The 24,143-nt window shown below is 72.0% G+C and carries 20 protein-coding genes and 1 pseudogene; 11 read left to right on the top strand and 10 right to left on the bottom strand.

All coding sequences use genetic code 11. The features are described 5' to 3' along the window. Positions 1-131 precede the first annotated feature (131 nt). On the bottom strand, positions 132-587 hold the full coding sequence (locus GQF42_RS32825) for a tellurite resistance TerB family protein (protein ID WP_158925967.1): 456 nt from the start codon (positions 585-587) through the stop codon (positions 132-134). 168 nt (positions 588-755) lie between these two features. Here GQF42_RS32825 and GQF42_RS32830 point away from each other — a divergent pair, with 168 nt between their 5' ends. Next, entirely contained in the window at positions 756-1,118 is a 363-nt protein-coding gene (locus GQF42_RS32830; protein ID WP_158925969.1) for an ArsR/SmtB family transcription factor, read from the top strand. Positions 1,119-1,228: 110 nt separating this feature from the next. Here GQF42_RS32830 and GQF42_RS32835 read toward each other — a convergent pair whose 3' ends face one another. Then, on the bottom strand, positions 1,229-1,693 hold the full coding sequence (locus tag GQF42_RS32835) for a DUF6114 domain-containing protein (protein ID WP_158925971.1): 465 nt from the start codon (positions 1,691-1,693) through the stop codon (positions 1,229-1,231). After that, on the bottom strand, positions 1,687-2,388 hold the full coding sequence (locus tag GQF42_RS32840) for a DUF6230 family protein (RefSeq protein ID WP_158930847.1): 702 nt from the start codon (positions 2,386-2,388) through the stop codon (positions 1,687-1,689). The genes GQF42_RS32835 and GQF42_RS32840 overlap by 7 nt, the downstream gene beginning before the upstream one ends. Positions 2,389-3,068: 680 nt before the next feature. Between GQF42_RS32840 and GQF42_RS32845 the strand changes: the two genes are divergently transcribed. Beyond that, complete coding sequence (locus GQF42_RS32845; protein WP_158925973.1) at positions 3,069-3,725, top strand: Tat pathway signal sequence domain protein; 657 nt, start codon at positions 3,069-3,071, stop codon at positions 3,723-3,725. 315 nt (positions 3,726-4,040) lie between these two features. Here GQF42_RS32845 and GQF42_RS32850 read toward each other — a convergent pair whose 3' ends face one another. Both GQF42_RS32850 and GQF42_RS32855 read right to left on the bottom strand, forming a co-directional pair. Continuing rightward, positions 4,041-5,120, bottom strand: coding sequence for an IS110 family RNA-guided transposase (locus GQF42_RS32850; protein ID WP_158918164.1), 1,080 nt, complete (start codon positions 5,118-5,120; stop codon positions 4,041-4,043). 298 nt (positions 5,121-5,418) lie between these two features. Next, entirely contained in the window at positions 5,419-6,621 is a 1,203-nt protein-coding gene (locus GQF42_RS32855; protein WP_158918162.1) for an IS110 family RNA-guided transposase, read from the bottom strand. A 599-nt stretch (positions 6,622-7,220) separates the two neighbouring features. On the opposite strand from GQF42_RS32855, the gene GQF42_RS32860 reads away from it, so the two are divergent. Continuing rightward, positions 7,221-7,868, top strand: coding sequence for a ScbR family autoregulator-binding transcription factor (locus tag GQF42_RS32860; protein ID WP_158925975.1), 648 nt, complete (start codon positions 7,221-7,223; stop codon positions 7,866-7,868). A gap of 22 nt (positions 7,869-7,890) precedes the next feature. Continuing rightward, positions 7,891-9,084, top strand: coding sequence for a damage-control phosphatase ARMT1 family protein (locus GQF42_RS32865; protein ID WP_158925977.1), 1,194 nt, complete (start codon positions 7,891-7,893; stop codon positions 9,082-9,084). On the opposite strand, the gene GQF42_RS32870 is transcribed toward GQF42_RS32865, so the two are convergent. Together GQF42_RS32870 and GQF42_RS32875 are read right to left on the bottom strand one after the other, a co-directional pair. Continuing rightward, positions 9,061-10,323, bottom strand: a complete 1,263-nt coding sequence (locus tag GQF42_RS32870) for a cytochrome P450 (RefSeq protein WP_158925979.1) — start codon at positions 10,321-10,323, stop codon at positions 9,061-9,063. The two genes, GQF42_RS32865 and GQF42_RS32870, sit on opposite strands and share 24 nt — an antisense overlap. Then, on the bottom strand, positions 10,320-11,120 hold the full coding sequence (locus GQF42_RS32875; protein ID WP_158925981.1) for an alpha/beta fold hydrolase: 801 nt from the start codon (positions 11,118-11,120) through the stop codon (positions 10,320-10,322). Before GQF42_RS32875 ends, GQF42_RS32870 begins: the two co-directional genes overlap by 4 nt. Positions 11,121-11,575: 455 nt before the next feature. Here GQF42_RS32875 and cyc2 point away from each other — a divergent pair, with 455 nt between their 5' ends. Then, positions 11,576-13,759, top strand: coding sequence for a germacradienol/geosmin synthase Cyc2 (cyc2, locus tag GQF42_RS32880; protein WP_158925983.1), 2,184 nt, complete (start codon positions 11,576-11,578; stop codon positions 13,757-13,759). 167 nt (positions 13,760-13,926) lie between these two features. Further along, positions 13,927-15,801: an O-aminophenol oxidase PhsA gene (gene phsA, locus GQF42_RS32885; protein WP_158930849.1), complete on the top strand. Its 1,875-nt coding sequence runs from the start codon at positions 13,927-13,929 to the stop codon at positions 15,799-15,801. A 41-nt stretch (positions 15,802-15,842) separates the two neighbouring features. Here phsA and GQF42_RS32890 read toward each other — a convergent pair. Next, positions 15,843-16,268 (bottom strand): annotated as a pseudogene (locus tag GQF42_RS32890) (hypothetical protein); the annotation flags it as partial. A 229-nt stretch (positions 16,269-16,497) separates the two neighbouring features. On the opposite strand from GQF42_RS32890, the gene GQF42_RS32895 reads away from it, so the two are divergent. The 3 genes from GQF42_RS32895 (at position 16,498) to GQF42_RS32905 (ending at position 19,444) form a co-directional block, all read left to right on the top strand. Then, a complete protein-coding gene (locus GQF42_RS32895) occupies positions 16,498-17,073 on the top strand; it encodes a PDZ domain-containing protein (RefSeq protein ID WP_158925985.1) in 576 nt (191 codons plus the stop codon). A gap of 241 nt (positions 17,074-17,314) precedes the next feature. Beyond that, positions 17,315-18,442: an aminopeptidase P family protein gene (locus tag GQF42_RS32900; protein WP_158925987.1), complete on the top strand. Its 1,128-nt coding sequence runs from the start codon at positions 17,315-17,317 to the stop codon at positions 18,440-18,442. Between the two features lie 54 nt (positions 18,443-18,496). Then, complete coding sequence (locus GQF42_RS32905) at positions 18,497-19,444, top strand: aminoglycoside phosphotransferase family protein (protein WP_158925989.1); 948 nt, start codon at positions 18,497-18,499, stop codon at positions 19,442-19,444. Positions 19,445-19,690: 246 nt separating this feature from the next. Here GQF42_RS32905 and treZ read toward each other — a convergent pair whose 3' ends face one another. Continuing rightward, a complete protein-coding gene (gene treZ / locus GQF42_RS32910) occupies positions 19,691-21,436 on the bottom strand; it encodes a malto-oligosyltrehalose trehalohydrolase (RefSeq protein ID WP_158925991.1) in 1,746 nt (581 codons plus the stop codon). Positions 21,437-21,617: 181 nt separating this feature from the next. Here treZ and GQF42_RS32915 point away from each other — a divergent pair, with 181 nt between their 5' ends. Continuing rightward, a complete protein-coding gene (locus GQF42_RS32915) occupies positions 21,618-22,169 on the top strand; it encodes a DUF1707 and FHA domain-containing protein (RefSeq protein ID WP_158925993.1) in 552 nt (183 codons plus the stop codon). 132 nt (positions 22,170-22,301) lie between these two features. Further along, positions 22,302-22,715, top strand: coding sequence for an SSI family serine proteinase inhibitor (locus GQF42_RS32920; RefSeq protein ID WP_158925995.1), 414 nt, complete (start codon positions 22,302-22,304; stop codon positions 22,713-22,715). Between the two features lie 79 nt (positions 22,716-22,794). Here GQF42_RS32920 and GQF42_RS32925 read toward each other — a convergent pair whose 3' ends face one another. After that, positions 22,795-24,045: a M14 family zinc carboxypeptidase gene (locus GQF42_RS32925; protein ID WP_158925997.1), complete on the bottom strand. Its 1,251-nt coding sequence runs from the start codon at positions 24,043-24,045 to the stop codon at positions 22,795-22,797. Positions 24,046-24,143: the final 98 nt, after the last annotated feature.

Here is a 24,143-nt window from a genome sequence, read left to right on the forward strand (position 1 = left end):
GAGCCGTGCAGGGCGCCGGAGGTGGCGGTGATAGCGCCGGTGCGCGGGATGGCGTGCACCAGGGGACGGGGGCACGGTCGACGCTGTCGAGCATGCCCCCGTCCTCACCCGGTCGACAGGAACGGTACGGCTCAGAGGTCGAACTCGTGCGGCGGCAGGTCCAGTGCGAAGCACGCCTCGCGGACGACGGCCTGCTCGGTCTTGTCGAAGTCGCCGTCCGCGCCACCGATCACGATGCCGATCTGGATGACGGCCCGCGCCTCGGCCGGCTTCTTCTTGGCCTTGCCGATCTCCTGAAGGACGCTCACCTTGCCGAAGGCGAAGTCGGCCGTGAGCTTGTTCAGGTTCTCCTCGAAACGGCGCCTGAGGTCGTCCGCCGGGAAGTTCTGCAACACCTCGTTCGTCGCGATGAGCTGGGCCACCCGCTGCCGCTCCGACGGGTCGACGGTCCCGTCGGCGGCGGCCACGAGCGCGCACATCGCCATGCTCGCGTCCCGGAACGCCCCGCTCTTGAGGTCGTTCTTCTTCGCCTCCAACTGGGTCTGCATCTGCGACGCCGACTCCTTGATGCGGTCCCACAGGGCCATGCGTGCTCCTCATGTCAACGGCCGGGCGCTCCCACGGCACACCGGCGGCAACTTCTACAACACCGTAGAAACTCGTGGGACGGCGGGGAAGTTCCTCCGGACCTAAACTGATTCCCCGTACGCGGGCCGAACACGGATCGACGCGGCGGAAACCTGAGGGAGACGACAGTGGCGACAGCGTCCGCTACCGGCTGCCAGGACCCCTCCGCCGAGGTGCTCGCGGCGGCGGCCGCCGCCTTCGGGCTGCTCGCCTCGCCCGCCCGGCTGCACCTCGTGTGGGCGCTGATGCAGGGCGAGAGCGATGTCACCGGGCTCGCCGAGCGGGTCGGCGGCGCGCTGCCCGCCGTCAGCCAGCACCTCACCAAGCTCAAGCTCGCCGGACTCGTCCGCTCCCGCCGTGAGGGCCGCCGCCAGGTGTACTACGTCGACACCGCCGGACAGGCAGAAGTCGTGGAGGTCGTACGGCTCCTCGTCGGCCGGCTGTCCGAACGGGCCGCGTCCGCCCCGGCCGGCCTGCTGCGCGGGCTGTGATCCGGGGCGACCTCGGACGGTGACGTGGTCGTTTGCGGCAACTCACTTCCATGGTGAGGGAGTTGGCCGCGCCCGCCGGTTCGGCCGGTCCGCGAAGCCCCCGTGCGCCCTCAGGCCGTCGTCCCCTCCGCGCCGTCCGGTACCGCGTGTGTCGCGGCCCGGGCCTGCTTGCGGCGCTTGCGGCGACTGACCCGCGGCTCCTGGTCGGGCAGCCAGCCGAAGGCGAGGCAGCTGCCCGTGGCGCCGAGGAGGAGGCCGATGAAGAAGCCGCCCAGGTTGGAGGTGAGCCAGGTGCCCAGGGAGAGCAGGATGCCGATGATGGAGTAGAAGAGCCGCTGGGCGGGGTTGAAGAGGATCAACAGGCCCAGAATCACCATCACCGTCGGCAGCGTGTAGCCGGCCAGGCCCTGCATGCCGATGTGCATCACGACTTTCAGCGAGGCCTTCTCGGTGAGCAGGATCTCGCCACCGCCCAGGGCGAGCAGCAGCCCGCCCCAGAACGGTCGGCGGGCCCGCCAGCCCCGGAAGGCCGCCCTCGGCCCCCGACGTGGACGCTCCGGCACGGTGATCAGCAACCCGAGTCGCTGAAGCGGAGCTTGAGGCCGGGCAGCTTGAACACGCCTGCCGTGGTGGCGTAGTTGGTCTGCCGCAGATTTCCGATGTGCACGGTGTCGGCCTGCTGGCTGAAGACCCCGATCGGGCCCTTCACGCGTGCCTTGGTCAGCGTGCTCGCGTCGTTGCCGATCTCGATGTTGTTGAAGGCCGCGTTGCCCGACAGCTCGCTCGAGTCGGTGGTGAGGTCGCTCGCGGTCACCGGTGTGTCGCCGCCGCCCGCCGTGATCAGCAGGTTGGTGCCGCCGAGGTCGACGCTCTGGCACAGCTTGGTGAGCGTGGCGTTCTTGATCGCGGAGGTGACGACCAGCTCCTGCCCGCCCGTGTTCCCGGCGTTCGGGCTGCCGTCCGCCATGTTGTCGAGCCCGCCGAACTGCTCGAACCCGGTGCCGTCGAGGTTGGTCGCGGTGACCGTGAACGGCATGCCGGAGATCGCGAACTGCACCCCGAGGGCGCCCTGCGCGGTGAGGACGGCGAGGCCGGCGGCGACGAGTGTGGCGGGTACCGCCATCACCGCGGCCCGGCGTGCGCGGACCCGCCCTCGTCTCCCACCGCCGTCGGCGACGCTCCCGGCTGGCTGTGGTGTTTCGGACGGTGAACCGATTCCCGGGTTCTCGGGGGTGGTGCCGTCGGACGGGACGTCCGGGGACGAGGCCATGTCTGCTCCCATGGGCATGGATCAATGCGGGTTGGGCTTCAGGTGGCGCGGTGTCCTGGCGCGGACAGCGACCGACCACCGCGCACGCCTCCTCGCGCTCCCGGCGGAGCAAGGGCTTTCTCGTTACGCGGCAGTAGCCTCCGAGGAAGTTACTGCCGGTTACTTTGAGGGGTCAAGGGAGATGTGAAAAAAGGGTGTCGACTCTGTTCGCGTCGTGGTCACCATCGACAACTCCCTTGCGGCATCTTGACGTTGACGGTTCATCAGGTCTACAACTTGCCCTGCTTCACGGATCCGTGGCGCCGGATCCGCCGAGCGGCACCGGCCGTGTTTCGCGGCCCATTCCCGGCAGCCGCTCATGTCGGCTCACGGCAACCGCTCACACCGGCGCGGCGCACGGTCCCTTCCCCCCGGGCCATGTGCCCTGCCGCCGTGTCCGGCCCGGCCGGAGGCCTGCCCCCGAGACCTCCGGCCGGAGTCCGGTCCGCCGCCGTCGCCGGTCCGCCGCGCAGGGAGAAGGCGCGACGGACCGCGTCGGCGGCACCGCGCACCACCCGCGTCACGCACCCCTCGCGTCGCTGCCACCGGCGCCCCGCGCCATCCGTGTGACGCATCACCCGCTCGGCTTGCCACCCCCCACCTCACCTCGACCGACCCCCACTCAGGAAAGAGGCACCCGCATGCGTACGCGATCCGTCCTCGCCCTCGCCGGTACCGTCACCTCCGTCGCCCTCGCCCTCGCGGTGGCCACCCCCGCCTCCGCCGACGGCGCCGTCCTCACCACCGGCAGCGCGGGTGGCACGGCCGCGGCCGTCGGCGACACCCTCACCGCGCCGCTCGCCTCCGGCACCTCCGCCACGCTCTACTCCAGCGCGACCGGCACCAGCGGTGTCACCTGCACGTCCTCCCAGTTCACCGCGAGCGTGACAGCCAATCCGGCTGCTCCGGGCACGGCCACCGAGTCCGTGACCGGCCAGACCTTCGACCCCAGCTCCTGCACCAGCAACGTCGTCGGTGTCACCGGAGTCAGCAGCATCACCGTCGACAACCTGCCCTACACGGCGTCGGTCGCCTCCGGTGGCACCCTCACCGTCGCCCCGGCCGGCGGCTCCACCATCCAGACGACGGTCAAGCTCAAGACCCTGCTGGGCAGCATCACCTGCGTCTACCAGGCGTCCGGCCTGACCGGGAAGGCCGACAACAGCGACAGCAGCATCAGCTTCACCAATCAGCAGTTCACCAAGTCCTCCGGTTCGTCGCTGTGCTTCGCCAGCGGCTACTTCACGGCCAAGTACGCGCCCGTGGCGGACGGCGGCGCCCGGGTCTACGTCAACTGAGCTTAAACACAACGGAGTTGAGCGTCGCGCCTGACGCGACGCGAGGGCGGCGCCCCCGGTGAGCACCAGCACCGTGGCGGCGCCGCCCGTCATCAGCGGCATCGAGGGGCCCGAGCCGGTACAGGCGGCTCGGGCCCCTCGATGCCGCTGTCCTCGTTCACCCCTGCCATCGGTGAGGGTGTCCTCGCCGTCGGGGGGCGTCCCGGGTGCCGGACGCGGGTACGGGGTCTGCGGTGTGCGGTGTGACGGGGACCTCCCGCCCGTCCGGCCGGGCCGGCGCGCCCGTGATCGGGGGGGGGTGCCTCTATGAAGCTTCTATGTCCCGTCAACCCCCAATTCGGCCGCGGCGGCGTTGTTGAGATGACGGTAGAGGCGTCGGGCGAGGTAGCGCTTGAGGCAGCGGCGGATCTCGCGGTCTGTCTTGCCTTCGGCCCGCCGTCGGTCAACGTAGGCGCGGGTTTGCGGGTGATGCACCATGCGGACCATCGCGATGACGTTCAGAGCTCGGTTGAGACGCCTGTCGCCGCCGCGATTGAGGCGGTGGCGAGTGGTGTTGCCCGAGGAGGCGGGTATGGGGCTCACTCCGGCGAGGGCGGCGAACGCGGCCTCGTCACGGACCCGTCCCGGGTGGGACCAGGCGACCAGGACGGTGGCAGCGGTGACGGGGCCGATCCCTGTTTCCTCGGGGAGGCCGGCCGCAGGGCTGGCGTCAACGAGCTCGCCTATCCGGTTCATGTTGTCCGCGATTTCCGTGTCAAGGGCGAGGATCCTCTTGGCCAGACGGACGGCCTCGGTGCGGGCCGTCGTGGCGGCGAGGTCCTCCTCACGGGGGCGCCAGCGGGCGATTTCGCCGATCTGCCTGGCGCTGAGGGGACGGCGGGCGTCTATGCCGAGGTCGGCGATGCGCACAAGGGCAGTCAAGGCGTTCACGGCCCTGGTCCGCTCGCTGGTGAGCTCGTCCCGGGAGGTGAGGAGGATCTGTGCTGCCGCCCGAACCCCCTCGTCCATTCGTGGAGTGCGCAGCTGTTCTTCGGGGAGCGGAAGCACGGCAGCGGCTATCCGCCGGGCGTCGATCGGGTCGGATTTGCCGATGCCGCGGCGGCCGGCGCGGCCCATTCTGGCGGCTTCAACCACCTGGTAGCCGGCGCGTGCCGTCTGGCGGGCGATCTGGGCTCCGTAACTGCCCGCCCCCTCGATCACCCACAGAGCACCGAGGTCTCCACCAGTGCGACGTCCAGCCCAGTTGATGGCTCGTGCCCTGCCAGCGTGGGTGTTGGGGAATGCCTCCGTGCCCAGGTGCTCACCACTGGAGGCGAGCACGGCGTAAGTGTGCGTTTTGGCGTGGGTGTCGACGCCGATGATGAATGAATGCGCCTGGGCGACAATGGTGTTCACGCGATCAGGGTTCCTCTCCGTGAGGCGGTGGTCCCGGTCGCTGCGGACCGGCGCCGTGCCCGGGAGAGGTCACTTCGAGGCAGAACTGTGACGGGCCACGGCCCTTTGGGGCCGGGCAGGCTTCTTATCAGGCCACCGAGGTGGGCCGGGTCGGCGCCGACCGCCCGCCATAGTCGGACAGTTCATAGGCAAGGCACCCGTGGGGGCCACTTTTGTCACGAGTCACGACTACGACGAGGCGACCGACGTCAACCCTGCCAGCCGGTCCCGGACCAGCCAGATGAAGACTCACATTTCGTCAAGCGAGGCGTGGGGTTCTGGGTTCGTAGAAGGTGCCGTCGCGGAGCATCGCGAACAGCACGTTGATCCGCTGGCGTGCCAGGCGGAGAAGTGCCTGGGTGTGGGTCTTCCCGCGGGCTCGGCAGCGGTCGTAGTAGGTGCGGGAGGCGGGATCGTGCAGGGCGGCGAATGCGGACAGGAACATCGCGCGTTTGAGCTGCCGGTTGCCGCCTCTGGGCGCGTGTTCGCCGTGGATCGAGGTCCCGGACGACTTCGTCGTCGGTGCGAGGCCGGCGTAGGAGGCCAGGTGGGCGGCGGTGGGGAAGCTGGTGCCGTCGCCGACGGTGACCAGCAAAGTGGCGGCGGTCCTGACCGCGACCCCCGGAATCGAGGTCAGGACCGCGGAAAGAGGGTGAGCCTCCAGCAGTTGCCCGATCTGTGTTTCCAGAGCTCGTCGCTGTTCGTGGACGGCCGCTAGCGAGCGGGCCAGCGACGGGATCACGAGGTCGAGCGTGCCGGTCCCGGGGACGACGACGGTCTGCTCGTCGAGGGCGTCGAAGATCTCGTCGATCAGTCGCTGAGCCATGCGCGGGGCCTTGGGCCGGATGACTTCAACCAGCCTGCGACGACCGGCCTTTCGCAGGGCGGCCGGAGATCCGTAGCGTTCCAGCAGCCAGGTCACGGCCGGGTGGTCCAGACGCGGCCCGAGGACGCGTTCCAGGCTGGGGTGGAACTGGGTGAGCAGGCCGCGTATCCGGTTGGAGGTGCGGGTGGCCTCTGCCGCCAGGTCCTGGTCGAAGCCCGCCAGCACGGTCAGCTCGGCGGTGATCTCGTCGGTCAGTTCCAGCGAGCGCAGGGTGTGCGGCATCGTCCTCGCGGCGTCAGCGATCACGGCCGCGTCGCGGGCGTCGGTCTTCGCCTCGCCCGGGTAGAGATCGGCGATCCGCCGCATCGAGAGTCCGGGCAGGTAGGCAACCTTGCAGCCGGCGTCCCGGGCGACCGTCAGAGGCAGGGCTCCGATCGAGGCGGGCTGGTCCACGATCACCAGCACGGTGCCGAACTTCGTGGCCAGCTTGTCGAAGACGGCCCGCAATTTCGGCTCGCTGTTGGGCAGCTGCTTGTCGAAGACCTTCTTCCCGGCCGGGGTCAGCCCGTGCCCGTGATGGGCGCTCTTGCCGACGTCCAGACCGAGAAAGACGCCCACGTCGTCGATGTCGTCCAACCCATCCTCCCGAACGGGGTTCGTGCGGTGCTGGCCAGGGCGTTGGCGTCGTATGCGCGCATCCACGTTATGCAGACCTGCCGCCCGCAAGCGGCCGGGCATTGCACCAGGCCAGGCGGTAGTCGGACCTCTCATCAGCGTCTCCAACGGCGCCTCCCGGGCCCGGTGACACCACCCCCCAGGTCATCTCTTCGACAGGGGGGAACAGTCATGCCGGGCCCGGAGGCCAGCGGTCCCGTTGCGGAACCGCGAAGAAGATAACGGGGGGGCGCAGAGCACCGACCGGTTCGGCTGTTTCGCGCCTCCTATGAGCCCCCGTTGAGGAGTCGGGTGTCGGCCTCGTATCGTGGCGATCATGGGGGCGTCGCTCGTCGCCCCACGGCCGCCGGCAACCATCGGGCCAGAAAGGGGGGAGCTGCTCTGATCTCGCCCGATCATGGGCTGATCCAGGGACGTCCGATGCCGGATCCATGGGTGACACGTGTCGTCCCGTCAGGCCCGCACGCCCGGCTCCCGATGCCGTTCGGTGAGTTATCGTGTGCAGGGTGTTAGAAACAAACCGCATGTCCCGTTCGTTTGGCGCGAGGAGAGAACCGACGATGGCGAGGCAGTTACGTGCCGAGCAGACCCGGGCGACGATCATCACGGCAGCCGCCGACCTGTTCGACCGGCACGGCTACGAGTCCACCAGCCTGAGCGACATCGTCGCACATGCGAAGGTCACCAAGGGGGCGCTGTACTTCCACTTCGCCGCCAAGGAGGACCTGGCCCAGGCCATCCTGGAACTCAACGACAAGGCCGCGCGGCAACTCGTCGCCGAGGTCGAGAGCCGCGGCCACTCCTCGCTGGAGACCCTGATGCGCACCACGTTCGGGATCGCCCGGCTCGCCGTGGAGGACCCGGTACCGCGCGCCGCACTGCGCCTCGCCACCGCCGACATCGCCGTACGGCAGCCGCTCAGGCACCCGTTCGTCGAGTGGCTGGAGTTCGCCACCCGGAAGTTCCAGGGGGCCGTCAGGGAGGCCGATGTGCACAGCGAACTCGACGTCGGCGCCGTGGCGCACTCCCTCGTCTCCTTCTACGTCGGCACCAGAGTCGCCGGCCGCTCGCTCGAACCGGTATCCCGGCTGCCGCGCCGGGTCGCCGAGATGTGGCACCTGGTGATCCGGGGCCTGGTCCCGGTGCACCGCCGCCCCCGCTACGTCACCCTCGCCACGCAACTGGAGCGGGAGATCAGAACCGCCTGACCCGCGCGATACCGTGACGGACATGCCCGACACCCCGTTCGCACCCGTGATCCTCGGCGACGAACCCGGCTCGTTCCCGCACAGCGTGCTGGCCGAACGGCACCCCGCGATCATCCGCCAGGTCCAGGGCGCCCTCCCGTACGGCCCCGCCCAGCACCGGGCGCTGGACGAGCTGCTGAAGAACTGCACCGAGGGGACGGTCGAGCCGCTTCCCGCCGACGCCCCGGACCGGGACCTGTGGCAGGCCTGGGGCCTGACCGCGTATGCCGGGCGGTCCTGGTACGACGTGCCCTGGCTGTGGTCCGAGAGCTGGTTCTACCGCCGACTGCTCGACGCGGTCGGCTGGTTCGGCCCCGGCGCCTGGCAGGGCATCGACCCCTTCCGCCCGTTCAAGCGCGCCGAACTGGACGCCCCGCAGACCGACGAGGAACTGGCCGCGCTGGACGAGCTGCGCGACCTGCCGGAGCAGGAGAGGGCGCGCGCCCTGTTGCACGGCTCGCTGTGGGGCAACCGCGCCGACCTGGGCTTCCGGCTCTCCGCCGAAGGCGCCGAGGCCCGGGACCCGGCCCCGGCGCTGGTCGACGACGACAGCGAGGCCCTGTGGTCGCTGCTGCCGCCCGCCGGGAGGGGCACCCTGGTCCTGGTCGCGGACAACGCGGGCCGCGAACTCGTCCCGGACCTGCTGCTGATCGCCCACCTCCTCGCCGAGGGCCGGGCCGCGCGGGCGGTGCTGCACGTCAAACCGCACCCGTACTACGTCTCCGACGCCACGACCGCCGACGTCGTCGACGCGCTGCACCGGCTGCGCGCCGCCTGCGGCGCCGCCGCCGAGTACGGGCGCGTGCTCTGGTCGGCCCTGGCGGACGGCCGCCTCACCGTGCGCGCCCACCCCTTCTCGTGCGCCCCGCTGCCGTACGGAGACATGCCGCAGGACCTGCGCGCCGAGTTCGCCGCGGCCACGCTGACCGTCTTCAAGGGCGACCTCAACTACCGCCGTCTGGTGGGCGACCGGATGTGGCCGCCGACCACACCGTTCGCGGAGGTGACCGGCTACTTCCCCGGCCCGGTCGCCGCCCTGCGCACCCTGAAGTCCGACGTCGTCACCGGCCTGTCCGCGGCGACCGAGGCCGCGCTCGTCGCCGCGGAGGCACAACGCTGGCGCACGAACGGCACGCACGCGCTGATCCAGGTCTCAAGTGACCTTCAGGTGAAGTGACTTGATGCCGTTGATGAAGTTCGACACGAGCCGTGCGGGTGGTGCGGCGAGCCGGAGCACGGGGAGCGCGCGCAGCACCTCGTCGTGGAGCAGCCGTAGCTGCAGGCGCGCGAAATGGGCGCCCAGGCAGACGTGCGGTCCGTCCCCGAAGGACACATGCGGGTTGGGGGAGCGGGTCAGGTCCAGCCGACCGGGGTCGGAGAAGGCCCGCTCGTCCCGGTTGGCCGAGGCGTGGAAGACCACGACCTTGTCGCCGGCCCGGATCCGGCGGCCCGCCAGCTCGGTGTCCCGTGCGGCGGTCCGGCGGAACGACAGCACGGGCGGGTGCCAGCGCAGCAACTCCTCGACGGCAGGGGCGACTTCGAGTTCCCGGGTTTGCAACGCCGCGTAGGAATCCGGGTGTTCTGCCAGGGTCAGCAGTCCTCCCGGCGCCGCGCTGCGTACCGTGTCGTTTCCCGCGACTGTGAGCAGGAAGAAGAACATCTCCAGCTCCGCCGGGGCGAGTTCGGCCTCGTGCGCGAGCGTGGTCAGCACGTCGTCCGCCGGGTGGCGCCGTTTGTGCGCCGCGAGCTGCCGGGCGTAGTCGAACATGTCCTTGAGCATCGCCGGGGAGCGCGGATCGGCCGGCCTGCCCGCCTCGTCCAGTGCCGGGGCACCGGCCTCGTCCGGATCCTGGTATCCGATGACCCGCTGCGTCCAGTGCAGCAGCAGGCCCCGGTCGCTCTCGGGCACGCCCAGCAGATCCGTCAGGTTCAGCAGGGCGTACTCGTCGGTGACCGCGGCCACCAGATCGACCGTCCCGTCCCCCTCCCGCGACGTCCTGGACGCGGCGGCGAGCAGCGTGCGGGCCCGCTCCCGGGCGAGAGCCGCGAACCGGTCGATGCGCCCGGGCGTGAAGGCACGGCTCACCAGGCGCCGCAGCCGGCCGTGCTGCGGTGGATCCTGATTGAGCATCATGGAGCGGATGAACGGCAGATCCGCGGGATCGGGGTCGCGGATCTGGGTCGCGCCGACGTACGAGGAGTACGTCGCCGCGTCCTTCAGCACCCGTACGACGTCCGCGTGCCGGGTCACCGCCCAGAAGCCCGGTCCGGCCGGCCAGCCCAGCACCTCCGGCTCCTCCTGCCAGGCGACCGGGTGATGGTCGCGCAGCACGCGGTAGTCGTCGTGCGGCACCCCGGCGGCGTACCGGCGGGGGTCGAACACGTCCGGAACCGGCGGCACACCACCGAGGATCACGCCAACTCCTCGACTTCCGGCGCGGCGTCGACATCGGCGCGGAGAAAGCTCTCGACCGTGCGGATCAGTTCCAGCGGGGTCTCGTCCATGGCGTAATGCCCGGCGCCCGACAGCGCGACGAGTTCGCCGCGCGGGAACCAGGACATCCAGGTCTGCCGCATGACCGCGGGCGACAGCGCCGGGTCGAGTTCGCCCGCCACCGCGAGTGCGGGCACCGCGCAGCCCTCGACGTCGGCGTGGAAGTCCTCGCCCGCCCACGAGTCCAGCCAGGCCCTGAACGCCCTCGCGTCGCTGCGCTGCAGCGAGCGCGCGACCATCCGGTCCAGCCAGGCGGCCGGGCGCCGGCCCCCGGTGGTGACGTCGATGATCACCCGCCGGTTCGCCGGTCTGTCCGCCGCGTCCGTGAACAGCGCGGCCTGCTCGCCGGCCAGCGGCAGCCCCGAGGCCGGCACCGGGGAGACACCGACGATCCGGCGCAGCCGGTGCGGGGCGAGTGCCGCCAGCCGCTGGGCCACCGCACCGCCCATGGAGTGCCCGACCACCGAGAACCGGGCCCAGCCGAGCCGGTCGGCCAGCTCCAGCAGGTCCCCGGCCGCCGCGGCCGTCGTGTACGGTCCCGCCGCGTCCCGTGCCTCGCCGTACCCGCGCAGATCCACCAGCGCGTAGGCGAAGGCGCTCCGGTCGAGATCCGGCAGGACGGCCGCGTAGGCGGAGCGGTCGGCGAACCAGCCGTGCACGGCGAACACCTTGTGGGCGCCGTCGCCGTGCACCTCATGGGGCAGTACGAAGGAGGTCATGCGCCTACCGTGACCCGCGCACGGGAACGCGGCAAGGGTGCGGGCGCTGGCATACGGGTGGGGCCGCCGGTGGTGCCGTGGCCGTACGGCGGGCCCGTACCGAGCAGAGGCGGCCGTCCGCGCATCGCGGTCGCCTCCACCGGCCGGGCACTGCCAAGTTTCTGGCGTCGGCGCCTCGGTCACCGGCCAGGGCCACCTTGGCGACGAACAGCCCACGGTCGTACGGCGGTTGTGGCGGTCAGCGGGGAGACACCGGGGCCCGGCGCACCGGCGCGTGCCCCGGCGGCCCGCCGGACCGGGCCTCGGGGGGAGCTGCGCCGTGTACGCCCGCAAGAGCGGCCGTGGGCACTCACACGAGGCTTGGGAGGGTCATGGTTTCGGGGGCCGTTCACGCGATGGTGTGATCATGTGCCCCACCGCGGATGTGCGTTGGCGGCCCCGGGTAGGGCCGGGCCATGACGCAGCCGTTCGAACTCCCGCACTTCTACATGCCGTATCCCGCGCGGCTCAATCCGCACCTCGACGAGGCGCGGGCCCACTCGACCGCGTGGGCCCGCGAGATGGGCATGCTGGAAGGCTCCGGGGTCTGGGAACAGGCCGACCTGGAGGCGCACGACTACGGGCTCCTGTGCTCCTACACCCACCCCGACTGCGACGGCCCGGCCCTGTCGCTGATCACCGACTGGTACGTGTGGGTCTTCTTCTTCGACGACCACTTCCTGGACATGTACAAGCGCACCCCGGACCGCGCGGCCGGCAAGGCCCACCTGGACCGCCTGCCGCTGTTCATGCCGCTCGACCTCGCCACCGAGGTGCCAGAGCCACAGAACCCGGTCGAGGCGGGGCTGAAGGACCTCTGGGCGCGCACGGTGCCGTCGATGTCCGTGGACTGGCGCCGCCGGTTCGCCGTCGCCACCGAGCATCTGCTCAACGAGTCGATGTGGGAGCTGTCGAACATCAACGAGGGGCGGATCGCCAACCCCGTCGAGTACATCGAGATGCGCCGCAAGGTGGGCGGCGCCCCCTGGTCGGCCGGGCTCGTGGAGTACGCGACCGCCGAGGTGCCCGCCGCCGTCGCCGGCACCCGGCCGCTGCGCGTCCTCATGGAGACGTTCTCCGACGCCGTCCACCTGCGCAACGACCTGTTCTCCTACCAGCGCGAGGTCGAGGACGAGGGCGAGAACAGCAACGGCGTGCTCGTCCTGGAGAAGTTCTTCGGCTGCACCACCCAGGAGGCCGCCGACACCGTCAACGACATCCTCACCTCACGCCTGCACCAGTTCGAGCACACCGCTCTCACCGAGGTCCCCGCCGTAGCTCTGGAGAAGGGACTCACTCCGGACCAGGCCGCCGCGGTCGCCCTCTACACCAAGGGACTTCAGGACTGGCAGTCCGGCGGCCACGAATGGCATCTGCGCTCCAGCCGCTACATGAACGAGGGCGCGCGCAGCAGTTCGCCCTGGCAGCTGCCGAGCGGTCCCGGCACCTCGGCGGCGGACGTCGGCGCCCTGCTGGCCTGCGCCGCTCAGCAGCGCCTGCGCGCCTATACGCACGTGCCGTACCAGAAGGTGGGCCCGTCCGTGCTGCCCGAGTTCCACATGCCGTACGAACTGAGCCTGAGCCCCCACCTGGACGGCGCCCGCAGCAGTCTCCTCGCCTGGTCGCACCGCATGGGCATCCTCGAGGAGGGCGTCTGGGACGAGGACAAGCTCGCCGCCTTCGACCTGGCCCTGTGCGCGGCGGGCCTCGACCCGGACGCGAGCCCCGAGGCCCTCGACCTCGGCGCCCAGTGGCTCGCCTGGGGCACGTACGCCGACGACTGCTACCCGCTCCTGTACGGCCACCGGCGCGACCTGGGCGCCGCTCGGCTGAGCACGGCCCGGCTGTCGCAGTGCATGCCCCTCGAGGGAGCGGCCGCCGTCGTCCCCGGCAACGCCATGGAGCGCGGGCTGAGCGACCTGTGGACGCGTACCGCTGCCGGCCTGGACGCCGAGCAGCGGCGGAACCTCAGGGCCTCCGTGGACGTGATGACCGCGAGCTGGATGTGGGAGCTGTCCAACCAGTTCCAGAACCGCATCCCCGACCCGGTCGACTACCTGGAGATGCGGCGCGACACCTTCGGCTCCGACCTCACCCTGAACCTGTGCCGCAGGGGGCAGGGCCCCGCGATCCCGCCCGAGGTGTACCGCAGTGGCCCGGTCAGGTCCCTGGAGAACGCGGCGATGGACTACGCGTGCCTGCTCAACGACATCTTCTCGTACCAGAAGGAGATCGAGTACGAGGGCGAGATCCACAACGCGATCCTGGTCGTGCAGAACTTCTTCGGCGTGGACCGACCGACCGCCCTCGGCGTCGTACACGACCTGACCACCCAGCGGATGCAGCAGTTCGAGCACGTCATCGCGCACGAGCTGCCGGTGCTGTGCGACGACTTCGAGCTGTCCGCCGACGCCCGAGCCGCCGTGGACGCCTACGTTCTCGACCTGCAGAACTGGCTGGCCGGAATCCTGCACTGGCACCGGTCCGTCGACCGCTACAGGGCCGACTGGCTGGCCCGCCGCGCCCACGGCTTCCTGCCCGGCCGCACGCCCGCCGCGCCGACTCTGCCGGCGGCCGTGCGCACCCTGTCGCCGGCCTGACCGGCGCGCCCGCCGACGGCCGTGCCGGACCGGCCGTCGGCGGACCCGGAATCGTTGCCGTACGGAATCAGGGTATTCAGGGAACTTTTGCGTGCCTTGCGGTGTCTTGAGAGGTAAGGGGAACAGCACGAGTCAAGGACACACGGGGGTGTTCGAACTTGACCGAGATCATCGAGGCGTTGGAGAAGCTCGCCGCGGGGACCACGCGGCAGCAGGCTCCGGTGGCGGGTGAACTGACGCCGTACGCCATGCCGTTGACCGTCCCGCCGGTCCTGCGTCCCGCCGCGGACGACGTCCTGCGTGAGACCGAGATCGCCGTGCGCCCGACCTGGGTGCGTCTTCACCCGCAGCTGCCGCCGACCCTGATGTGGGGCTACGACGGGCATGTGCCGGGTCCGACCATCGAGGTGCGGCGCGGACAGCGCATCCGCATCGCCTGGACCAACCGCGTGCCAAAGGACGCCGAGTACCCGGTCACCTCCGTCGAGGTGCCCGCCGGTGCGCCCGGCACCCCGGCGCCCAGCACCGAGCCGGGCCGCGCGGGCGTCGAGCCCGACAAGGACGTCGCCGCCCTGCCCGCCTGGACGGTGACCCATCTGCACGGCGCCCGGACCGGCGGAGGCAACGACGGCTGGGCGGACAACGCCGTCGGCCACGGCGACGCCCAGCTGTCGGAGTACCCCAACGACCACCAGGCGGTGCAGTGGTGGTACCACGACCACGCCATGAACATCACGCGGTGGAACGTGATGGCGGGCCTGTACGGCACCTACCTCCTGCGTGACGACGAGGAGGACGCCCTTCATCTGCCGTCCGGGGAGCGGGAGATCCCGCTGCTGCTCGCCGACCGCAACCTCGACACGGACGAGGACGGCCGTCTCAACGGCCGGCTGCTGCACAAGACGGTGATCGTCCAGCAGAGCAACCCGGAGACCGGAGAGCCGGTCTCCATTCCCTTCACCGGCCCGTACACCACGGTCAACGGCCGCATCTGGCCGTACGCCGAGGTGGACCCCGCCTGGTACCGCTTCCGGCTCGTCAACGCGTCCAACGCGCGCATCTTCGAGCTGGTCCTGATCGACGAGCACGGCAAGCCGGTGCCGGGCGTCGTGCACCAGATCGGCAGCGACGGCGGGCTCCTGCCCCGCCCGGTGCCGGTCGACTTCGACGCGGACCTGCCCACGCTCACCGCCGCGCCGGCCGAGCGCTTCGACCTGCTGGTCGACTTCCGCGCGCTCGTGGGGCGGACCCTGCGGCTGGTGAACAAGGGCCCGAACCAGCCGGCGGGCGTGCCCGACCCGGCCGGTGACGTGCGCCACCCGGCGGTGATGGAGTTCCGGATCGGCGAGTCGTGCGCGGGGGAGGACACCTTCGAACTGCCCGCGGTGCTCTCCGGCTCCTTCCGCCGTCTGACCCATGACCTGCCGCACGGCCACCGCCTGGTTCTGCTCACCCCGCCGGCCACCAAGGGCGCCGGCGGCCACCCGGAGATCTGGGAGCTGACGGAGGTCGCGGACCCGGGCGGGCTGCAGCTTCCGGCCGACGGCATCGTGCAGGTCACCGGGCCAGACGGCAGTACGAAGACATACCGGCGCACCTCACGGACGTTCAACGACGCCCTCGGCTTCACCGTCGCCGAGGGTGGCTACGAGCAGTGGAGCTTCCTCAACCTCGCGCCCATCGTGCACCCCATGCACATCCATCTGGCCGACTTCCAGCTGCTCGGCCGGGACGCCTACGACGTCTCGGGCTTCGACCCGGCCGTCGGCGGGACCCGTACGCCGCTGCGCCACGACTCCGCCCGGACGATCCCGCTCGCTCCCAACGAGCGAGGACACAAGGACGTGTTCCGGGTCCCGGGCAGTCAGATGCTGCGGGTCATGGGCCGTTTCGACGGGGCGTACGGCCGCTTCATGTACCACTGCCATCTGCTGGAGCACGAGGACATGGGCATGATGCGACCCTTCGTCGTCATGCCGGCCGAGGCGATGAAGTTCGACCACGGCGCCGGGCACGGCGGCCACGAGGGACACATGGGCTGAGCGGGGTTCCGAGTCGGCGGGTGGCTCGTGCGCGTCGGGTCTCAGGCCGGCCGGGCAAGCGCGGACTTCGCGTGCTCGACCGCGGCTCGCGCCGGCGCCCGGACCATCGGGTGCGGGCACGAGCCGTCGCCGGCCGGCTCCGGCTGGAACAGGGACGCCAGGAGGAAGGGATGGCCGGGCAGTTCGGCGAGCCGGGGGTTGCCGTCCTCGTCGTGCCCGGAGAACCGCAGCCCGTGGGCGCTCAGCGTGTCGAGGTGGCGGGTGGGGCCGTACCCGCAGAAGTACCGCTCGACCGTGCGCCGCGCGCCGATCACGGACTCCGCCAGCGAGCCCGGCCCGATCGTCACCGCCGCCTCGTGGCCCACCAGCGAGCAGGCCAGCGGCTCGATCAGCGGGTCCGTGGCGTCCGGGTCGTTCTCGGCGTGTGCCGCCCCGGTCAGCCCGCACACGTTGCGCGCGAACTCCAGGGGCAGCGGCTGCGGCCGTCACGCGGAGCCTGACGGGCGGGGCGTGAGCGGGCTGTCGCGTGCGGGGTGAGAGGCAGGGGCCGGTGGGACGAAGGTCCGAGGAGCTGGGGGCTGGGAGGCGGGGGCTGGGTGTGACGACCACTGCGTCGGCCTTCGGCCAGTCTCACTCGTTCGTGTCTCGTCGCGGCCCGCTGTCCCGGGTAGAGCATCACCCGGAGGCGAGCGAACCATGGAACAGACTGCGTTGCGTCCCAAGCCCATGCCCGGACAGGACCCGCGGGAGGGCGCCGGCCCGGCCACCGGCCCCGGCTCCGCCCGCCGCCCGCACGCCGCGCGCCGGCGCGGACGGCGGCTGCGGACCCTGCTGTTCGGTGTGTGCACCGGCACCCTGCTGGTGCTCTCCGGCGTCGGTGTCGGCACGGTCGGTGCCACGGTGATCGGCATGAGCAAGCTCGCCGAACTACGGCAGCAGGCCCCGCCGTCCGCGCCCTCGGCCAGGGCCACCCCCGCCGCCACCCCGAGCCCGGCCCCGGCAGCGGCCGGGGCGACCCTGGGCGTGGAGGCCGTGGACGCCGGGAAGGTGGGCGCGTTGGTCGTGGGCGTGCACGTGCCCGGACCCGGCTACGCGGCCGGACTGGTCCGCGGCGACATCCTGCTGCAGTGCGGCCCGGCCCGCGTCGACACGGCTGCCGACCTCGCCCGGGCCGTCGCCCGGGCCCGACCGGGACGGGCGGTGCTCCTCACCGTGCGTCACGGCAGTGGGGGATACCAGCAGTTGACGGTCGTTCCGGGCGTGGTGACCTGATCGGCACCGCAGGCGAGCCCGCATCACCCGAGCGCCCCCGCAAACCCACTGGTCGCCGTCCGTCCCGCGCGTCATGATGACCCCATGCCGAGCCTCGTCCGCCGTGACCGCACCACGCTAAACGCGTCGGCGACCGGCTCGCGCGGCCCTGGCGGGCCGGGCAGGCTGCTGCACCAGAAGCCAGGCAGGATGGTGCACGACAAGGCATCGCCCCGTCCCTCACTCGCGCTCGGAGGACCGGATGACCGGTAGCACGCCCCAGCCCTTCACCGCCGCCGACCACCGGGCCCGTATGGAGCGTGCCGTGCGCTCCGCGGCCGACGCCGGTCTTGCGGGGCTGCTCGTGGCGCCGGGACCCGACATGGTCTGGCTCACCGGCTACACGCCCACCGCCGTCACCGAACGGCTCACGGTGCTGGTCCTCACCCCCGGGCACGATCCCGTGCTCGTCGTACCGACCCTGGAGGCACCGGACGCCGAGCACGCGGTCGGCGCGTCCGCGCTCACCCTGCGCGACTGGACCGACGGCAAGGACCCCTACGCCGTCACCGCCGCCCTGCTCGAGGGCCGTGGCCGCTTCGGGATCAGCGACAACACCTGGGCGATGCATCTGCTGGGCCTTCAGCGGGCCCTGCCCGACACCTCCTACGCCGCTCTCACCGACGCCCTCCCCATGCTGCGCGCCGTCAAGGACGCGGCGGAACTGGAACTCCTCGCGGCGGCCGGAGCCGCTGCAGACGCAACGTTCGAGGAGATCCGGAAGGTTCCCTTCGCCGGCCGTCGAGAGTCCGAGGTCGGCCACGACCTCGCGGGCCTGCTGCGCCGCTTCGGGCACTCCCAGGTCGACTTCACCATCGTCGGCTCCGGCCCCAACGGCGCCAACCCGCACCACGAGGTCGGCGACCGTGTCATCCGGCACGGTGACATGGTCGTCCTGGACTTCGGCGGCCTGAAGGACGGCTACGGCTCCGACACCACCCGCACGGTCCACGTGGGCGAGCCGAGCGAGGAGGAGCGCCGGGTGCACGACATCGTGCGCGAGGCCCAGGAGGTGGGATTCTCGGCCGTACGGCCGGGCGTCGCCTGCCAGGAGGTCGACCGTGCCGCCCGCGCGGTGATCACCGACGCCGGGTACGGCGAGTACTTCATCCACCGCACCGGACACGGCATCGGCGTCACCACGCACGAGCCTCCGTACATGATCGAGGGCGAGGAACAGCCCCTCGTGCCCGGCATGTGCTTCTCGGTGGAGCCCGGCATCTATCTGCCCGGCCGCTTCGGGGTGCGCATCGAGGACATCGTCACGGTGACCGAGGACGGCGGCCGTCGTTTCAACAACACCACCCGCGAGATGGTCATCGTGGGCTGACCGGCCCAGGGAGATCCCTCTCGACCCCTTCCCCGAACGGCTACGGCGCGATTCATGACCCAGGCACCGACACCCACCGCGGACACCGTCCGCCGACTGGTCCGCTCGCTGCTCAAAGAAGGCGCGGCCGGTGGCGCAGGCGGCGCGGGACCCGACGTCCGGCCCGTCACGGAGGGCGGCGAGCACTCCACCTGGTGGGTCGGCACCCGCCATGTGCTGCGGCTCGCCCCCGAGCGCGAGGCGTCCGTGCGCCAGCGCCGCGAACTGCGCCTGCGCGACCTGGTACGGCCGCACGTCCCGGTCGCCGTCCCGGCCAGTGTCGCGCACGGCGACTGGGCGCCGGGTCTCACCTACACGCTCGACACCCTGATCCCCGGCGGCACCGCCGAGCAGCACGACGTCTCGGCCATCGGCGAGGCCGACCTGGCCGGGCTGCTCACCGGGCTGCGCACGGTGCCGGTGCGGCAGGCCGAGACCCTCGGAGTGCCGCGCGCCGCCCCGCGCTCCCTGGAGGCGCTGCGCCGCATGGCCGTGCACGCGGCCGAACGCCTCGCCGCCGACGACGAGTTCGACGCCACGCGCCTGCTGCAGCTCACCGCGCCCGGGGCGGCCCAGCTCGCCGCCCAGCCCGGCACCTCCGTGCTCGTCCACCACGACCTCAAGGGCGAGCATCTGGTGGTCAGCGCCGACGGCAGGGTGCGCGGCGTCCTCGACTGGACGGACGCGGTGGTGGGCGATCCCGCCGAGGACATCGCCGGGCTCGTCATCGCGGTCGGCTCCGGGGCGGCGGTCCGCGCGGCCACCCTCGCCGGCTACGGTGCCCGCCCCTGCCTGCGCGGCCTGTGGCTGGCCCGCTGCGACACCGTCATCCGCCTCACCGACCGCCTGGAAGGCCGCGACGACAGTCCCCTGCCGCTCCTGCGCACCCAGCTGCGCCGCGCCTGGGAGCCGATCCTGCTCGAGCGGGTGACGGACCTGAAGGAGGGCGACTCGGAGCTGTAGGCCCGACACCTGGCGGACCGAGCCCCGGAGGCACCGCCCGCCCGGGGCCGCGCACGGGCAGGGCCGCCCGACCGGACGGTGTCAGGGCCTTTTCCGTCCCGGGGCTCCGGAATCCGGACGGATTCCCGGCGCCGTCGCGCCGGACCTCGCCCGAGCAGCGGGGAGGCCGGGGCGGGGAGGAGCGGGCGGGGCGGTGAGATGGGGCGGCGCCGGGTCCCCGATCCTGGCCCCGCCCCCTTCGCGGCCTCAGGCCTGGGTCAGTACGACACAGGACTCGCCGGGCAGGTGGAGCAGGCCGTTCGGGCCCGGGGTCTCGACCGGTTCCCAGGCCGCGAGGACCTCGCCCCGGCCGGTGCCGAGCGGGACCGCCACCGGTGCCTTGCCCAGGTTCAGGGCCACCCGTACGTCACCGCGCCGGAAGGCGAGCCAGCGGGCCTCCTCGTCGTACGCCACCTTCGTGTCCGCGAGGCCGGGGTTGGTGAGGTCGGGCTGTTCGTGGCGCAGCGCGATCAGGCGCCGGTACCAGGCCAGCACGCGCGCGTGGGGCTCGCGTTCCGGTTCGGACCAGTCCAGGACGGAGCGGTCCCGGGTCGCCGGGTCCTGTGGGTCCGGTACGTCCTCCTCGGCCCAGCCGTGCGCCGCGAACTCCCGGCGCCTGCCCCGCCGTACCGCCTCGGCCAGCTCCGGATCGGTGTGGTCGGTGAAGAACTGCCACGGCGTGCCCGCCGCCCACTCCTCGCCCATGAACAGCATCGGCGTGAACGGCGAGGTCAGTGTGAGCGCCGCCGCGCAGGCCAGCAGGCCGGGGGAGAGCAGGGCGCAGAGCCGGTCACCCTGGGCGCGGTTGCCGACCTGGTCGTGGGTCTGGCTGTAGCCGAGCAGCCGGTGCCCGGCCACGCGCGCGCGGTCCAGCCGGCGGCCGTGGTGACGGCCCCGGAAGCTCGAGTACGTACCGTCGTGGAAGTAGCCGCCGGTCAGCGTCTTGGCGAGCGCGGCCAACGGGGCGCGCGCGAAGTCCGCGTAGTAGCCCTGTGACTCACCGGTCAGCGCGGTGTGCAGGGCGTGGTGGAAGTCGTCGTTCCACTGCGCGTGCAGCCCCAGGCCGTGCACCGCGCGCGGGGTGATGTACCGCGGGTCGTTCAGGTCGGACTCGGCGATCAGCGACAGCGGTCGGCCCAGGTCCTCGGCGAGTGCGTCCACGGCCGCCGACAGCTCTTCCAGGTACGGGTACGCGCGCGTGTCGTGCAGTGCGTGCACCGCGTCCAGGCGCAGCCCGTCGATCCGGTAGTCCCGCAGCCACGCCAGGGCGCTGCCGACGAGGAACGCGCGCACCTCGTCCGAGCCCGGCGCGTCCAGGTTCACCGCGGCACCCCACGGTGTGTGGTGCGTGTCGGTGAAGTACGGCCCGAACGCTGGCAGATGGTTGCCCGACGGGCCCAAGTGGTTGTGCACGACGTCCAGCACGACACCGAGACCGAGTTCGTGTGCCCGGTCCACGAAGCGCTTGAGCGCCTCCGGGCCGCCGTACGGCTCGTGCACCGCCCACAGCGACACGCCCTCGTACCCCCAGCCGTGCCGTCCCGGGAACGGGCACAGCGGCATCAACTCCACATGGGTGACGCCCAGTTCCACCAGGTGCTCCAGCCGCGCGGCGGCCGCGTCCAAGGTGCCCTCGGGGGTGTACGTGCCCACGTGCAGCTCGTAGAGCACCGCACCCGGCAGCCTCCGTCCCCGCCACCGGGCGCGCCACGTGTACCGCCCGTGGTCCACGACCGCGCTCGGTCCGTCCGGTCCGTCCGGCTGGCGGCGCGAGCGCGGGTCGGGCAGCACGGGGCCGTCGTCCAGCGCGAACCCGTACCGGGCGCCGTCGGCCGCCTCGGCCTCTCCCGTCCACCATCCCGTGCGATCGGGATCGCGCGCCAACGCGCGCGTGGCGCCCTCGCAATGGAGCGTCACTCGTTCTGCCTGCGGTGCCCACACCTCGAACTGCACGGACGGTTCCCCTTCGTCTGCTCACCGTGACGATGTCCCGCGGCCCCCATCGTGCCGTCCGGACGATCAATAAGCTCTCGAATTCGGCCTTCCCCGGCGGGTGTCGCGGAACCCACGCACGCGTGAGCGGCGATTCCCCGTTTTCTGGACACCCGGGGTTCGCTGACCGACAATCACCAGCGTGACGTCGTCTTTCGAGTTCTCCACGTACCCCGCGCGGCTGTCCGACGCGGAGCGCGACCAGGCGCTTCAGGTGCTCCGTGACGGCGTCGCCAAGGGCCGGCTGTCGCACGACACCTTCGTGCGCCGTATGGAGCTGGCGCTCGCCGCCCGCCATGCCGACGAACTGGCCTCCCTCGTCGCCGACCTGCCCCGCGAGAACCGCCTCTCCCGTGCGGTCCTCGGCACTGTCGAGGCCGTCTCCGGGTTCACCGTACGGCTGCGCCGGGCCTGGCAGGCCGAGCGGCTGCCCAAGCTGCTGCTGCCGCATCCGGGACACACCCACCCGCTGCGCATAGGCCGCGACCCGGCCAACGGGCTGCGCCTGAACCACGAGACCGTCTCCCGTGTGCACGCCGAGCTGTTCCGCGAGGGCGGCATGTGGGTCCTCAAGGACCTCGGCTCCACCAACGGCACCACTGTCAACGGCCGCCGGGTGACCGGTGCGGTCGTCGTCCGCGAGGGTGATCTGGTCGCCTTCGGCCGCATGGGGTTCCGGCTCGCCCTGAGCTGAGAGCGCGCACGGGGCGACGAGGCGACCGGTCGTGTTCGAACGGATGCTCTCCCGCGCGCAGGTGCCGTCCCGTTCGAGTGAGCCGGACGAGCCGGACTGCGGAGCGCGGGCCCAGGTGCCGATGCTGGGGGCATGACGTACCTCACCAGAGCGGCCGTGGCGGCCGGAGCCCTGCTGGCGGCCACCGGGCTCCTCGCCGCGGGCCCGGCCCACGCGGCGCCCCACGACCAGGATTCCGGCAACTGGCTCCGCCTGACCGTCACCAGGGGCGAGACCCCGTCCGGTGACGTGCGCGGCACCACGCTGCTGTGCGACCCGCCCAGGGGCCACGCACGGGCGGCCGAGGCGTGCGCCGAACTCACGACCGCGGACGGAGACATCGGCCGTATCCCGGCCAGGAGAGTGTTCTGCCCGGCCCTCTACGCCCCGGTGAACGCCCGCGCGCGCGGGCGCTGGAATGGACGGCCGGTCGACTTCCGGCAGACCTACACCAACACATGCGTCATGAACGCGCGCACCGGAGCGGTCTTCGCCCTGGACGCCTGAGCGGGGCAGCCGGCGGGGGCGGGGCCGGGTGGCCCGCAGCGCGGCCGGTGCGTGCACGGCCGGTGTCGGCGGGTACGGCTCACAGGGCCCGCTCCCGGGCCTGCTGCGCCGCCACCAGCACCGTCCGGGACTGATGCTCCACCTGGTGCTCCAACGGCACCCAGCGCGCCCTGAAGCGCACCGCGAAGGCGTCGCACCAGTCGGCGACGAGCTGTTCCAGCCGCGGCGCCGCCCGGTCGTCGGTCTGCCGCAGCACCCGCAGCAGCATCGCCGCCGCGCGCAGCGGCAGGCGTCGCCCGAAGGCGTCCACACTGCCCACGTACGCCATCGTGGTACCGGCCGGCGGGGTGTGGATCCAGTCCTCGGCCAGACCCGGGATCAGCCCGAGCACCCAGCGCGAGGCCCGCAGCAGCGGTCCGTCCACGCCGTCCAGCCGGGGCTGCGCCTCGGCCAGTATCCGCTCCACCTCCCGCGCGTCCCCGGTCAGCCGACGGGCCAGCCGCCGCATCGCCGCCGCGGGCGCCGGGTGCTGAGCCCGGTCGTCCACCAGGTCGCTGGCCCACATCGGCACCTCCACGACGGCCGTCAGACCGCCGTACCGGTGCGCGTGGTACCAGGTGCTGTGCCGTGCGTCGTCCGGCATGCTCGGATAGGCGACGCCGGTCTCCGGGCCCGGCATGACATGCACCCCGGGGCCGGCGGCCGGCCAGCCGGCGGCGTCCGAGGCGCCCGTCTCCACCGGGATGTGCAACTGCGCGGCGGACTTCGCGAACGGCTCGGCGAGCCCCGGCACGTCCCTGGTCAACTGCACCCAGCTGCCGCCCAGGTCAGTGCCGTGCAGCGTCACCTGCAGGTACGGGCGCAGCTCGTCGATCACCCCGGTCAGCGCACGTGTCTCGGGCGGCAGCCGGTCCGGCGGCAGCACGGACGGCGACCACTCCGGCTGTTCCGCGCCCGTCGGCCGGTAGAAGCCCAGGTGGTAGTCGAACAGGCTGCGCGGCGCCGGGGTCACATGCAGACTCGCGCCGTCCGGATCGGCGCACAGCAGGAAGTGCCAGGAGGTGTTCGCCCGCAACTCCCGCTCGGCCAGGACGCGTTCGGCCAGCACCCGCAGGGTGGAGCCCCCCGTCGGCTCGTTGGCGTGCGCGCCGGCCACCACCAGCACCGCTCGCCGGGCATGCCCCACCGACAGCAGGTGCAGGGGTCTTCCCGCGCGCGAGACGCCCACCCGCCTGAGCGAGCACAGCCCGGGTTCCTGAGCGGCCAACGCCTGTGCGGAGGCGATCAGTTCGGGAACGCTGGGATAGCGCAGCTCCGGCAGGAAACTCACCCCCGACTCGTCCGCCCGGCTTCGCCCTCCAAGTCCCGCACGGGATGGGTGAACTGTCAAGCATGCGGCGGGGAGGCTACGAGGGGGCGCCCGGACGC

This window comes from Streptomyces broussonetiae, assembly GCF_009796285.1.
GTDB classification, from domain to species: domain Bacteria; phylum Actinomycetota; class Actinomycetes; order Streptomycetales; family Streptomycetaceae; genus Streptomyces; species Streptomyces broussonetiae.

Bases quoted from the DNA above. Each gene is read 5' to 3' on its own strand.
- GQF42_RS32825 (WP_158925967.1), bottom strand. From the start codon at position 587: ATGGCCCTGTGGGACCGCATCAAGGAGTCGGCGTCGCAGATGCAGACC.
- GQF42_RS32840 (WP_158930847.1), bottom strand. From the start codon at position 2,388: ATGGCCTCGTCCCCGGACGTCCCGTCCGACGGCACCACCCCCGAGAAC.
- GQF42_RS32845 (WP_158925973.1), top strand. From the start codon at position 3,069: ATGCGTACGCGATCCGTCCTCGCCCTCGCCGGTACCGTCACCTCCGTC.
- GQF42_RS32860 (WP_158925975.1), top strand. From the start codon at position 7,221: ATGGCGAGGCAGTTACGTGCCGAGCAGACCCGGGCGACGATCATCACG.
- GQF42_RS32865 (WP_158925977.1), top strand. From the start codon at position 7,891: ATGCCCGACACCCCGTTCGCACCCGTGATCCTCGGCGACGAACCCGGC.
- GQF42_RS32875 (WP_158925981.1), bottom strand. From the start codon at position 11,120: ATGACCTCCTTCGTACTGCCCCATGAGGTGCACGGCGACGGCGCCCAC.
- cyc2 (WP_158925983.1), top strand. From the start codon at position 11,576: ATGACGCAGCCGTTCGAACTCCCGCACTTCTACATGCCGTATCCCGCG.
- GQF42_RS32895 (WP_158925985.1), top strand. From the start codon at position 16,498: ATGGAACAGACTGCGTTGCGTCCCAAGCCCATGCCCGGACAGGACCCG.
- GQF42_RS32900 (WP_158925987.1), top strand. From the start codon at position 17,315: ATGACCGGTAGCACGCCCCAGCCCTTCACCGCCGCCGACCACCGGGCC.
- GQF42_RS32905 (WP_158925989.1), top strand. From the start codon at position 18,497: ATGACCCAGGCACCGACACCCACCGCGGACACCGTCCGCCGACTGGTC.
- GQF42_RS32920 (WP_158925995.1), top strand. From the start codon at position 22,302: ATGACGTACCTCACCAGAGCGGCCGTGGCGGCCGGAGCCCTGCTGGCG.